General features: G+C 33.0%; 14 protein-coding genes and 1 pseudogene. 10 read left to right on the forward strand and 5 right to left on the reverse strand.

The window, feature by feature from the left end; all coding sequences use genetic code 11:
* Positions 1-7 precede the first annotated feature (7 nt).
* The 4 genes from KFD70_RS02190 to KFD70_RS02205 all read left to right on the forward strand — a co-directional run bounded on the left by KFD70_RS02190 (position 8) and on the right by KFD70_RS02205 (position 2,094).
* Entirely contained in the window at positions 8-532 is a 525-nt protein-coding gene (locus KFD70_RS02190; RefSeq protein ID WP_336451870.1) for a hypothetical protein, read from the forward strand.
* Positions 533-691: 159 nt separating this feature from the next.
* Entirely contained in the window at positions 692-1,486 is a 795-nt protein-coding gene (gene ucpA / locus KFD70_RS02195; protein WP_336451871.1) for an SDR family oxidoreductase UcpA, read from the forward strand.
* 168 nt (positions 1,487-1,654) lie between these two features.
* A complete protein-coding gene (locus KFD70_RS02200; protein WP_241815458.1) occupies positions 1,655-1,816 on the forward strand; it encodes a peptidase in 162 nt (53 codons plus the stop codon).
* Positions 1,817-1,965: 149 nt separating this feature from the next.
* A complete protein-coding gene (locus tag KFD70_RS02205) occupies positions 1,966-2,094 on the forward strand; it encodes a hypothetical protein (protein WP_336451872.1) in 129 nt (42 codons plus the stop codon).
* 120 nt (positions 2,095-2,214) lie between these two features.
* On the opposite strand, the gene KFD70_RS02210 is transcribed toward KFD70_RS02205, so the two are convergent.
* Complete coding sequence (locus tag KFD70_RS02210) at positions 2,215-2,808, reverse strand: TetR/AcrR family transcriptional regulator (RefSeq protein WP_336451873.1); 594 nt, start codon at positions 2,806-2,808, stop codon at positions 2,215-2,217.
* A 308-nt stretch (positions 2,809-3,116) separates the two neighbouring features.
* On the opposite strand from KFD70_RS02210, the gene KFD70_RS02215 reads away from it, so the two are divergent.
* From KFD70_RS02215 to KFD70_RS02230, 4 genes are all read left to right on the forward strand, one after another.
* Positions 3,117-3,854 (forward strand): ABC transporter ATP-binding protein, encoded by a 738-nt coding sequence (locus KFD70_RS02215; protein WP_336451874.1) that lies wholly within the window; start codon positions 3,117-3,119, stop codon positions 3,852-3,854.
* A 315-nt stretch (positions 3,855-4,169) separates the two neighbouring features.
* On the forward strand, positions 4,170-6,044 hold the full coding sequence (locus KFD70_RS02220) for an ABC transporter permease (RefSeq protein WP_336451875.1): 1,875 nt from the start codon (positions 4,170-4,172) through the stop codon (positions 6,042-6,044).
* Between the two features lie 169 nt (positions 6,045-6,213).
* Complete coding sequence (locus KFD70_RS02225) at positions 6,214-6,780, forward strand: histidine phosphatase family protein (protein ID WP_336451876.1); 567 nt, start codon at positions 6,214-6,216, stop codon at positions 6,778-6,780.
* Positions 6,781-6,896: 116 nt separating this feature from the next.
* On the forward strand, positions 6,897-7,286 hold the full coding sequence (locus tag KFD70_RS02230) for a hypothetical protein (RefSeq protein ID WP_336451877.1): 390 nt from the start codon (positions 6,897-6,899) through the stop codon (positions 7,284-7,286).
* Between the two features lie 42 nt (positions 7,287-7,328).
* Here KFD70_RS02230 and KFD70_RS02235 read toward each other — a convergent pair whose 3' ends face one another.
* From KFD70_RS02235 to KFD70_RS02245, 3 genes are read right to left on the reverse strand one after another with little or no spacing between them, the layout of a single operon-like run.
* The gene (locus KFD70_RS02235) at positions 7,329-8,258 is read right to left on the reverse strand and encodes an alpha/beta hydrolase (protein ID WP_336451878.1); all 930 of its coding nucleotides are present in this window, start codon (positions 8,256-8,258) and stop codon (positions 7,329-7,331) included.
* 12 nt (positions 8,259-8,270) lie between these two features.
* Positions 8,271-8,600: a DUF3147 family protein gene (locus KFD70_RS02240; protein WP_336451879.1), complete on the reverse strand. Its 330-nt coding sequence runs from the start codon at positions 8,598-8,600 to the stop codon at positions 8,271-8,273.
* A complete protein-coding gene (locus tag KFD70_RS02245; protein WP_336451880.1) occupies positions 8,584-8,994 on the reverse strand; it encodes a MarR family winged helix-turn-helix transcriptional regulator in 411 nt (136 codons plus the stop codon). The genes KFD70_RS02240 and KFD70_RS02245 overlap by 17 nt, the downstream gene beginning before the upstream one ends.
* Before the next feature lie 159 nt (positions 8,995-9,153).
* Here KFD70_RS02245 and KFD70_RS02250 point away from each other — a divergent pair, with 159 nt between their 5' ends.
* On the forward strand, positions 9,154-9,948 hold the full coding sequence (locus tag KFD70_RS02250) for a PP2C family serine/threonine-protein phosphatase (protein ID WP_336451881.1): 795 nt from the start codon (positions 9,154-9,156) through the stop codon (positions 9,946-9,948).
* Between the two features lie 51 nt (positions 9,949-9,999).
* Here KFD70_RS02250 and asnB read toward each other — a convergent pair whose 3' ends face one another.
* Positions 10,000-11,823: an asparagine synthase (glutamine-hydrolyzing) gene (asnB, locus tag KFD70_RS02255; protein ID WP_431612884.1), complete on the reverse strand. Its 1,824-nt coding sequence runs from the start codon at positions 11,821-11,823 to the stop codon at positions 10,000-10,002.
* 316 nt (positions 11,824-12,139) lie between these two features.
* Here asnB and KFD70_RS02260 point away from each other — a divergent pair.
* A pseudogene (locus KFD70_RS02260) lies at positions 12,140-12,478 on the forward strand (DUF4179 domain-containing protein); the annotation flags it as partial.
* Positions 12,479-12,669 lie beyond the last annotated feature (191 nt).

Raw genomic sequence — 12,669 nt, forward strand, 5'->3', positions numbered from 1 at the left:
AAACAGTATGAGAAAAATAAGTTTTGTTATGTTTTGTTTATTTTTTCTAATGACTGGCTGTAGTAACTACGATACGTATATTGAAACAGGCATGCAATCATTACAAGATGAAAAATATAGCGATGCAGTTATGTGGTTTGAAAAGGCTGAAGAGGAAAAATTTACGGAAGAGACAAAATCCTATAAGGACGTTGCTAAGCTGATGGATCACGGTGCATCGGCGTTAAAAGATGGTAAATATTTAGAGGCAAAAGATGATGCAAATCAAGTGTTGCAAGCGAAAAAGGATGCTATCCTCGAGAAAGCTGTAAAATCAAATGCAGAAAATATGCTTCAGAAGGCAAAGGACATTGAAGAAAAAGAAAAGGAAAGAGTTGCGAAGCAAAGAAAAGTGGATGAAGAAGGTATTGATAAAGTAATCAAAGCTGTAGATAATATTGATGAAGCAAGGGAAAAACAGAAAAAAGTTGGAGAAGCATTGGATAAGGCTGAAAATGCAAAAGAAAAAATAGAAGCGAAGAAAAATCAATAGAATAATAATTTAAAAGCTATGTATGAGCTGTCGTTTGTTACGACGGCTTTTCTTTTTGAACGTTTTTTGACAAATGGAACAATTTCAAGAATATCAGGTAATATTTGGTATGATGAGGTTGTTGAGAAACTTTTCTACAAATCATAAGGGGGCTATGAAATGGGAAAATTAGATGGAAAAGTAGCTTTTGTTACTGGTGCCGCAATGGGAAATGGCGCGGGAATTGCACATGTGTTTGCAGAGTTAGGAGCAAAAGTATTACTTGTTGATATTTCAGACAAGGTTCATGAGACGGCAAAAGAAATTATAAGTAAGGGGCTAGAAGCAGCTAGTTACCAAATAGATGTAACAGATTTTACAGCTGTAAAAGAAATCGCAAAAGATGCATACGAAAAGTATGGGAAAATTGATATATTAGTGAATAACGCAGGGGTTATCCGACTCGCTAATTTTTTAGATATGTCAGATGAGATGCGTGATTTTCAATTTCAAGTGAATATTAATGGTGTGTGGAACTTTTCTAAAGCTGTCTTGCCATACATGATTGAGAGAAATTATGGGAAAATCGTGAATATGTCTTCTGTAACAGGAACGCTAGTTGCAGATGAAGGAGAAACAGCCTATGCAACGACAAAAGCAGCAATTTGGGGATTTACAAAAGCGTTAGCTCGTGAAGTAGCGAAGCACCATATTACGGTGAATGCAATTTGTCCAGGTTATATTATGACGCCAATGGCAGAGCAAATTGCAAATGAATCTGATCCAAATGAACCGAATCATGTTATTGATGGAATCGCTTCAGGCGTTCCACTAGGACGTTTAGGAAAGATTGAAGAAGTTGGGCAATTAGCTGCTTTTCTTGCATCTGACGAATCAAGTTACATAACAGGCACACACATTGTAATTGATGGTGGAAGTACATTACCAGAAACGATTTCTGTTGGTGTAGAATAACATTTCAAATATGGGGGAAACCTTAATTTCCTATGGTTTCTCCTATTAATGGTAATATTTTTTGTATAATTAGAAAAAACAATTTTGTTACAAAAACTTGAATTCGCACCATTTCATCAAAAAAAGGAATATAATAAGTACATAACCTATTACAAGGAAGTGTAATTTATGCATACTGTAACGATTGTATATGGCATTATTCTTTCTACTATTTTCACTTTATTTGTTGTTGGAGTATCACGTTATATCCATAAATGGAAAGAAGGGATTGCAAAGTTAAATCATATTGAAGAAGAATTTGATGATTTAATGTTACATCACAGTAAGTAATATGGTTTTATTTTTTAATTAAACAATGTGAAGTGTATCACAAAACATGCTGACATTCTGGAGCATGTTTTTTGTTATATAAAAACATAGATAGGCACAGCAGTTTCATTTTTATCATACGATACAATGTTAAATATGAGGAGCCTGTTGTGATTGGGCCACCGAATTCACAGCGTCTTATGGAGAAAAAACGTCACGCAGATTCTGATATAGTTGTGTTAATAAATGGAGAAATCGCTTCTTGTGAAATAAAGCAGCCCTTATTTTCATTTAAATGAGGGCTACTTTATTTGCTTCGGGCTAGCAAGCAGCTAGTAAAATTACGAAACTAGTAACGAAAATTTCGTGTTAATTTAGATTTAGGATCATTATAAAATTTTTCTATAGTGAAATAAGCATTAAGCTTTTTTCTTATTAAAAATTAAAACACGTAAATTTTCAAATTCATAATTAATTTGTGCCTCTGTAAGTGTAGTAGTAAGCGATTGTATAAAAAGTCCTTCTAAAATAATAATAATGTGATTCGTTAGTTGCTCTATTTCCTGCGAACTTTTACGAACATTTAGAGAAAGAAATTGATTAAGATAAGTATATACATAGTGGTAATGTTTTTTCAGTTTTTGGCGACGTTCCGTGTTGTCTAAGCTTAGATAATACTCATAAATGATGGGACGTAAAGATTGAACTTGCCCTAGTAGTTCTTTTTTTTGTTCATTCAAAAATATGTTAAATATTTCAACGAAAGAATATGAAGAAGAATTTAAGGGAAGTAAAGAAAGGTCATCAGCTCGTTGTACATATGCTATTAAATTGAGGAAAATTTCCTCAACCGATTGATAGTAATAGTATAATCCTCCTCGTGAAATTCCACTTTCTTGAACGATATCATGCATAGTTACATTGTTATAACCTTTTCTCATAAAAACCTTTTTTGCTGATTCAAGAATTAGTGTTTTTTTCATTTCAGATTTTTTAACTTCGTTTTTTGTCATACCTTTTTCTCCTATACCTGCATTGAACTTTTAATGTATATCGATTCTTAAAATCAACATTTTATATCTATAAGGGAATAAAATTGCGATGAAAGAAAATTGAAATTCATATATTCATACGAAATATAGAATGTACGTCTTTGTAATTCTATAATAAAAAACAAAATAATTCAAAAAGTTAATTTCCCTAAAAATGTAAAATGTATTGATGGGGTATTTTTAATATGATACTATCAAATCAAAACCGACATAAGTGTCGGAAATGTGTTTTTACATAATCTAAATAATTGAATGGAGTGTAGAAGCGTATGAGTGTGACAGATCAAATTATAAAGTTGAATCACGTAACAAAAATATTCAATAATCAAAAAGTACTAAAAAATATTAGCATAACAATAAAAAAGAATCAGTTTACAGTGGTTGTGGGGCCAAGTGGTTCAGGAAAATCAACTATGCTTAATGTGATGTCAGGATTATTAACACCAAGTTCAGGAGAAGTGATTTTAGACGGTAAAGATATTACAAACATGAGTAAAGATCAAATTCGACTTTTCAGAAGAGAGCATGTTGGACAAATTTTTCAAAGTTATCATCTACTTTCCTATCTTACGGCTAGAGAAAATATTGAAATTGGGGCTTTTAAGAATCAAGATTTAAAAAATTTGGATCAATTAGCGAACTTATTAAAGATTAATCATATATTAGATAAATTTCCAGCGGAACTCTCTGGTGGAGAACAACAAAGGGTCGCTATAGGAAGAGCATTAATTAAAAAACCTAAAATTTTATTTTGTGATGAGGCAACAGGAGCCTTGGATGAAGAGAATAGTAAAAACGTAGTGAAATTAGTTCATAATGTGAAAAAAAAGTTTAATATTACGATCGTTTTTATTACTCATAATCTTGAAATTGCTAAAACAGCTGATGAAGTTATTACAGTAAATAATGGAGAAATATATTCTGTTTTAGAAAATAAAAATCCTTTAGATCCAGATAAAATGAATTTGAGATATAGGGAGGACAAAATTATTGGACAATATAAATAAGCAAATGAAAACAACACTATTACATAATAAAAAATATATTGTTATTTTGCTTTTACTGTCATTTTTAACTTCCTTTATGTATTTTTTCGTCAGATGTTCAATTGACAATAACCTTAATAAAGTAAGAACATATTATCAAAATCAGAACCAAGAAGACTTTAGGTTTTCATTACAGGGTGATAATGAACATACTTTAATGAATTTAGAGCAGGAGTATCAGTTTTATTCAGAGAAAAGGAAAATGAAAAAAATTACTGAACAAGGAAGTGTATATTATTTTATAAATACCCCTCAAAAAATAAATTTCCAATTGTTATGAATGGAAATTTACCCAAAAATAAATATGAGATTGCAGTATTTCCAGAGTATTTAGAGCAAAAGAAACTAAAGATTGGTGATACTGTGAAAATTGATGGGGAAAAGTTGAAAATTACTGCTTCAGTGTATTTACCGGATTATCAAATTTTCATCCCATACGACGATACGGAACAAGACTTAACAAAGGGAACAATGTTTATAACCTCAAATGACACAATTCACGAGATAACAGGAAAAGCACAAGTTTACTATTCTGCGAAATATAAGAGTAATCCTACTATGAATGAAAAGAGAATTTTGAGTTCAAAAGATATTACAAATTATGCTAATAAATATGATATGAAAAGTGAATCCGAATTAGAAAAGAGTTTAGAATCCAATAAAATATTAGCGATTGTGTTTTTAACTTGCTTTTTACTCATTACGCTATTTATTTACTTCGTGTTCTTAAAAAAATATTTTGATATGAATCGTGTGGATATAGGTATTTATCACGCACTTGGCTTTACAGACAGAGATGTCTCCAAAGCGTTTCTTGCATTTTCTTTATGGATTTCATTTATAGGGTCCGTTTTAGGTTTAATAATAGGGTACCCAGCTTCCACTGTGATGATTAATTTGTATAAGCAATCTTTTCTTTTTCCTTCTTTTGAGAAAAGTGTTGCTCCTATCACCATATTGATAGGAGTGGTATTACCAGTATTACTGGTCTTACTTTTTACATATGTAATTGTTATAAGGTTTCAAAAACAAGAAACAACAAACTTCTTAAATAATGTTTCAATTGAAAGTGAGAGTTGGATAGAAAGAGTAATCTGGAAAAATACGGTTAAACTACCGAGAAATATTGGTATGTCATTACGATTTGTTGTAAGAAGATGGAGTTCTGTTTTTTTATTGCTTCTTACTATATTTATAACAAGTGTTTTATTTATAACAAGTTATTCTTTATATAAATCTAGTGGGAAGCTATTGGAATTACAAACGAATGGAGTAGATTACCGGTACTCGGCTTCTTTTCGTGTGCTTCAAGAAAAAGATTTGGAAGATAAGAACATTACAAAGGGAATAGAAAAAAATGTGACGATACTGAAAGATAATGAACGAATTTCAACTAAAATATTAGGAGTTAAATCTGAAGTTGATCATTTTAAATTATTAGATGAAAAGAATAAAGTAATAGACATACAACAAACGAACGGTATCATCATGAATCAAGCATTAAGTGAGATTTATAATATTAAGATAGGTGATACAGTTCAAATTGTTCTTGATTCTGAAAAGTATGAGAAAAAAGTAATAGATATTTGCATGAATGGTAATCTGAATATGATTTATACAAAAAAAGAATCACTTGCAAAATGGTTGGGTATTCCAGGAGAATCTTACAATGTTATATTTTTTAAGGATAAGCCTCAAAATGCTAACAACTTAGATGCAAAAGTTACCGGTCAGGAAGATAAAATAAAGACGTTAGAAAAGAATTCGGTTTCTAATCGTGCTAGTGCTGTAATTATTCAAGTACTTGGTGCTGTATTTGGATGTTTATTAATTTACTTTGTTTTACTTTTAAATTTCCAAGATAGTACGAGAGACATTCATGTATTGAAACTGCTAGATTATTCACTAGATGAAATAGATCGTATGATATTAAATGTTTACAAGCCACTGATTTCGTTGTTTTATTTGATTGTTCTACCTTTTAGTATTCTAGTATCTGATAAAATTCATCATATTATATCTATCCAAACAAAGGACTACATGCCTTTCACTATAGATATATTCAGTGCTGTAGGAGTATTTGTAATTGTTTATATTCTCTATTTAATCGTGCATTATTTATTTAAAAAGGGGGTTAGCCGAACAATTTAAATTATACAGTAACGATATTTTAAAAAAATATAGAAAAATAATTTTATTATGTAAACAAAAGATGCGTGTTGTAGGGCACTTTTTGTTTTTGAACAGTGAAAACTAGTGAAAGAAATTGCTCTAGATGGAATCGAAATAATTGAAATAGAAAATAAAAGGAGGGAATTTCATGACTCAAATATATTTTGTCCGCCATGCCCATTCTACATATACCCCAGAAGAAAGAGAACGTCCATTATCTGAAAAAGGATGGGAAGATGCACAAACTGTGACAGGTTTATTAAAAGAGGAACAAATAGATGTTGTATTATCTAGTCCATATAAACGAGCCATTCAGACCGTTCAAGGGGTTGCCGAACACTTTAACTTACCAATACAGATTGAAGAAAATTTACGGGAAAGACTATTAAGTAAAGAGCCAGTAATAGATTTTAAGAAAGCAATGATGAAAGTATGGGAGAATTGGACCTTTTCCTTTGAAGGGGGAGAATCAAATGATACGGCGCAGAAGAGAGGAATTCAGTGTATACAACATATATTAACGCGATATAAAGGGGAAAATATCGTAATTGGAATGCATGGGAATATTATGGTGTTAATGATGAATTATTTTGATGCTCAATACGGTTTTGATTTTTGGAAAGAATTAGAGATGCCAGATGTATATAAATTATCATTTGTTGGAGAAAAGCTTATATCTGCGAAAAAGATGGAAATGAGTAAGACAGCACAATAATCTGGTCATCTGTTGAATATTTTGTAATTTTTTATCAAAAAAGAAGGAAAGAGAGCGGCTGTTAGAGAAATATGCCTTTGTACCATAAAAATTTTGTTATAAAGGAGGCTGTTTACATGTTTGAAAAAGAGAAGGGGTTAGTAGATCATCCAGAAGGACTCGTTGAAGTTCATAACGTATATGAAATTGTACCACCTGACGGAACAATTATTGGAATGGCAACGCCAGAAGAGATGGAAGTTGCTGCTGAACTAGAATTACAGCACTATGCCTATTCTCGTTTGCTAGAAGCAAATGTTCAGTTAGACGGTTCCTCCTATAAAGACATACTCCAGGAATTCCAAGAGTATGAAAGAAAATCAATGGAATTTTGGCGCGCGTTACATAAACGGTTAGCTGTACCTTGGGCATGGGTACTTCGTGTTGATGTTGCCAATGGACCTATATATGTGAATAATGGAAACTCGTATTATGATGGTGATGAAGACGAGGAAGATTATGAATAGATGAGTGGGGAAGCAGTGAGAACTGCTTCCTTTTTTCTAGATTTAATTGAAATATTCATGGTTTCTAATGTTACTTTTTTCGCCTCTTTGTATGGAATGAACTGCATCAATAATAATATCTGGTCTATCATGTTCAATCCCATGACTAGCATGTTGAGCGAAGATATACCGGCTATTTTGGGAGAGCATAAGTTGTTCTTGAATAAGTTCTTGCCACATATTTTCAAGCTTTATTGCTTCTTCAGATGGCATTCCACTCTCAACCATTTGTTCAATGGAGTAATTTGGATCCCTCCCGATGATAATCAATGGAGTTTTTAATGTTACTTCAAGTTGTTTCATTTTCTTTGCACAGGTTTTCCAATTCAAAAGCTCTGAAGCAGTCGCTTTATATAATGATGGTGAAGTAGAGAAATCCATATATTGTTTTTGGTCATGAGATGTTAAATGACTATATTGGTTTGATAACATAGATTGTAATTCTGTATAGAGAGTGCTTTGATCCATCTTGGAATAGGCAATGTATTTTTGTAACCATATTTCATCCGAGTCGGTTTGATCCGAGACAGGTAAATCAAGATCACCTAATCGATGTAAATCCATAGAAGTAGAATCCACAAGCACAACAGCGTTTAATTGTTCTGAGTGCAACATAGCAAACTGCTGTACACATAGTCCTCCATAAGAATGCCCAACTAAAATAATGGGTTGTCGACTCGTAAGCACATGTAATAATTCGCGTAATTCTTTTGCTGCTTGTAGTGTTGTACGCGGCTCGTCACGAAGTTCGCTTTTCCCATAACCGGGGCGATGAAAGAGAATAACTTTATAATGGAGAGCAAGCTTCTCTGCAATTGGCATCCAATCATAAAAAGAACAGCCCATTCCGGTTTGAATCACTACGATTTGAGAACCAGTTCCTTTTATACAAACTTCCATCTTCTTTCCGAGTACTTCTACAAAATGATTCATCGTAATTCTCCTCTAGGATTGAAATATTTTTTGACAAGCAAGTGCGATACACCAAATACCGATACCGAATAGTACAGATGTACTTAGCGAAAAAGAATTTTTTAGTCCAATATAAACAATAAATAATAGGAGTGCTGATGCAGGAAATCCATATAATACTCCTAAAGCAAATTGACTTAACTCTTGTTTGCTCCCGCCTTCAACAGAAATCCAAAACAAGCTGAGCAAACTAATAAGTGGAAGGGCAGCTATGAAACCGCCAAGCGTACTATAATGCTTCGCAAATTCAGTTACACCGCCAATAATTAAAGCAGAGACGATGACTTTAACGAGGAAATGCATATTTTGACTCCTTTGCTAGTAATGAAAAGGCCTTTTCGATTAATTGTTGTTCTTCTTTTGAAAATTGGGATTCTAATACTTTTAATTTTTCTTCATCTAATAATGTATGTTTCGTTAACACTTCTTTACCTTCTGTAGTCAATGCAAGATTAACGACTCGCTCATCATGTTTATTTCGCTCTTTTATAACGAATCTTTTTTGAATAAGTCGTTTCACATGTTCGGATGCTGTATTATGAGATAACCCTAATTCAGATGCTACTTTGCCGATTGTAGGTTCCGTCTCTCGGAAAATGATTTGTAGAATTCGGATGGCTTGGTGAGAAAGATTGCCTTCATATTCATATCGTAAGTGATAATAAATGGTTTCCCAGTTTGCATTAATACTTTTCATATTTAAGTTCCTCCATTAGTTTTTATATCTTATAATACGATATATTCGTTTTGTAAGATTTAAATTCCTTCTATTTTACATAGAAAAATTGAAAAAGTTTATTTTTCTTGCAATATACGGTACTCTTAGTGTAAAGGCATACAAATAGCAAGAGAGAGGATGATTGAAGTGCATACATTTAAATGGATTAGTCATGAAAAGATGTATTTAGACCAAGTGCATGTTGAAAAATGCGGTCCTCTTTCAGTTGGTATATATGGCGGGAATCAAGAGAGCGATGCGTATGAAAGAGGAGATGCAGTCCTAGCTTGGTGGGACACGCAATTAGAATTTGAATTTGTTATGATTTTTGACGCTCATCATAAAACGAAAAATATACATTATATAATAGAAGCAATTTCTGAAAGAAAAGAGAAGTTACAGGAATTGTTCTCATACCCAATTCATCTTGCATTTCATCATACACATATGTATTTATTGGCGTTATTTACAGATGAATCGTTTATTGAGAAAAGTGAACAAGAAAATGAAGAACTAGCTTGTTTAATCTGTTTACGAAAAGGTGAGTTCTTGTATTGGTTATCAGTAGGAGAGTGCTTTGCTTATTTATTTCATTCAGAACAATTACAGAATGGAAAAGGGAGATTAAATAAACGTAAATTCTATGAGTATATTGGAAGAAAAAATGTGTTTGCTGCTAATACGCCATGTTTCACTTCTGGGGTTCGTGGATTAGAGAAGGGAATCAATCATATTGTTTTGGCGACAGACGGTGTGTTAGAGTGTGATAAGCAAACGTTTGATGATGATCGCTCCTTACTTGAAGTGCTATATAAAGGAGATTGTCTTCAAATTGAGTCTGCATTAGCGAACGTGCTTGAATGGAAGGGAAGAGATTGTGCGACTATTATTGGGTGGTCAATTGATACAGAAAATAGAGAATGTGCAAACTAATATACGAATAAAGAGAGCTTAGAACATATAGATTCTAAGCTCTCTTTATTATTAATGAATATGAATGTGATAGGTTTTTAACCATTCATTGATTTGTAGCATGTATTCCATTACACTTCTCGCTCCAAGGTCATCGATTTCCTTGTTTGTTTGATTAGCCATTGTAAGCAGTATGGAATGATTGATGAGAGAGAAGATGGGATTGTTTTTATTGCTGCACATATCGAGCGTCAAATTACGGATGGACTGTAAATAATGCGGATCTTGTGAAGTAGGATAGGCACTTTTTCTTCTGTTTCGGACATCGTCAGGTAATGCACCTTGCAATGCTCGGCGTAAAATTCCTTTTTCAATATTATCAATACTTTTCATATCAAAAGGTATGTTCCATAAGTATTCAACAAGCCGGTAATCACAAAATGGTACACGAACTTCAAAACCAACAGCCATGCTCATGCGATCTTTTCGATCAAGTAAAAATGGCAGAAATCTTGTTAAGAATAAATAAAACATTTGACGCTGTTTTGCTTCTTTTTTACTTTCCCCTTCAAGGATAGGGACTTCAAGAACAGCCTCTTGGAACCGATTATTGATATAACAATCGAGATTGCACTGCTGCCGTACATCGTCTAATAAAATGAAGGATGAATGTTGCCAATTTGTGAGCCAAGGGAATTGATCGACATATAAAAGCTCCTCTTGATGAAACCAAGGATATCCACCAAATACTTCATCAGCAGATTCGCCAGAGAGAGCAACAGTTGCATCCTTTTTCATTTCTTGAAATAGTAAATATAGTGAAGTTTCCATCTCACCTGCACTTGGTAAATCCTTTGCATGTAGAGGAACGAATAAATGATTTGCTAATTCTTCTGCATTTACAACAATATCGTGATGAGCAGTTCCAACATGCTCGGATACGCGTTTTACCCAAGGAGCATCCAAGCCGGTACGAGCAAACGTTAGTTCAAAATCTTTGGCGCTGTTTACAAAATCAATTGAATAGGTGTGAAGCGTTTTGTTGTGTTTAGCAAATTCTATACCTGCTAGAGCGGTAATGCCGCTAGAATCTAGACCACCGGATAACATACAAACGAGAGGTACATCAGCAATTAATTGTCTTTTTACTGTATCTTGTAAGATGGAAAAAATATGTGAAGCCGTATGCTCTGAATTATCCATATGATGTCTACTTTCAAGTTTCCAATATTTTTTCATTTCTTTTTTATCCCGAGTGAATGTTATATAATGCCCGGCACGTACTTCTTTAATATGTTTAAATACGCCGCATCCTGGAGTCCGAAACAATCCTAATCCAAATATTTCATTGATACCATCTGTGTCAAGTTCAGCAGAGACAGATGGATGAGCGAATAATGCTTTTATTTCAGAACCAAAAATAATGCTTTGATTATGCTCTGTATAAAAGAGTGGTTTGACACCTAAATGATCTCTTGCTAAAAAGAGCTGTTGTTTGTGATCATCCCATATTGCAAATGCGAAGATCCCATTTAAATGTTGTACACAATCTTCCTGCCATTCTAAATAAGCGTGCAATAGTACTTCTGTATCTGAATGTGTCTGAAATGTATGACCACGTTTTTGGAGCATTTCTCTCAGTTCGCGGAAATTGTAAATCTCCCCATTATATGTGATGGCGAAGGTGTAATCACCCGCTTTAAATGTTTTTGGCTGCGTCCCACCTTTTGGATCAATGACAATTAAACGACGATGTGCAAATGCAGCTCGCGGTGAAAACCAAAAGCCTTCTGCATCAGGACCGCGATGCTCAATACTCTTTGACATAGCTTTTAAAACATGATGTTGATTTGAAAGATCCTCTTGCCAATCTACCCAACCCGTAATTCCGCACATATACATCTCATCTCCTAAATTTAAATTGTAAAATGACAATAGATTAATGAAATAAAATGTACACAAAATTAAAAAATAATATCATAAATAGTATACTATATTAAATAAATCGTAGACTTGAGAAAATTTTCTCCGATTCCATATTTGTATGAGACAATAGGACAGAGGAAGGGATAATATTCCAATTAATTAAATTCATTCATAAAAGATGAGATAAAAATTTATCCTGTACGTTATATAAGGTATAAGAACTTTTACAAAAAAATAAGGGGAATTGTGAAATGAAATCAAACGATAGAAATTTTGTAAAAAGGCTGCAACGCTTGGATTGGGATTTCCTACTTATGCCGGAAGTCTTCCAATAGTAGGAGATATTTTTCAATTTTTAGATAATGGCAGAACAGGTCTTTATGAGAATCATAAAACGAATACAGATGGAAAAAATGGGCCTCATTATGATTATAAACAGCATGCCACGGAAATAAATATGACAAAAGAAAGTAACGGAATTAAAGTTACGGTAAATGATGCGGTTTTTGATGAGAAAACAGTTTCATTAACCTATTCTATAGAAAGTAATCAGGACTTAGGGCAAAATCCTAGCACTTTTGATTTTCTAAAAATAAAAGAATCGGATGGGGTATCAGGAAGTAATCAAATTTTTAAAGTTGATGAAGGGAAATATGTAGGTTTAGTGACCGCAAGTTATTTTGCTGGTAGTAAAATAACTTGCGGTAAATATTGAGTGGGATATACAGAGTATAAATGTTTCAGAAAATCAAAGAGAAATAAAAGGAGAGTGGAATTTTAGTCTTAGTCTACATGCGCCGAAAAGTAGAGATATTG

Origin of the sequence: Bacillus pfraonensis, assembly GCF_050768835.1 — a bacterium.
Lineage (GTDB): Bacteria > Bacillota > Bacilli > Bacillales > Bacillaceae_G > Bacillus_A > Bacillus_A pfraonensis.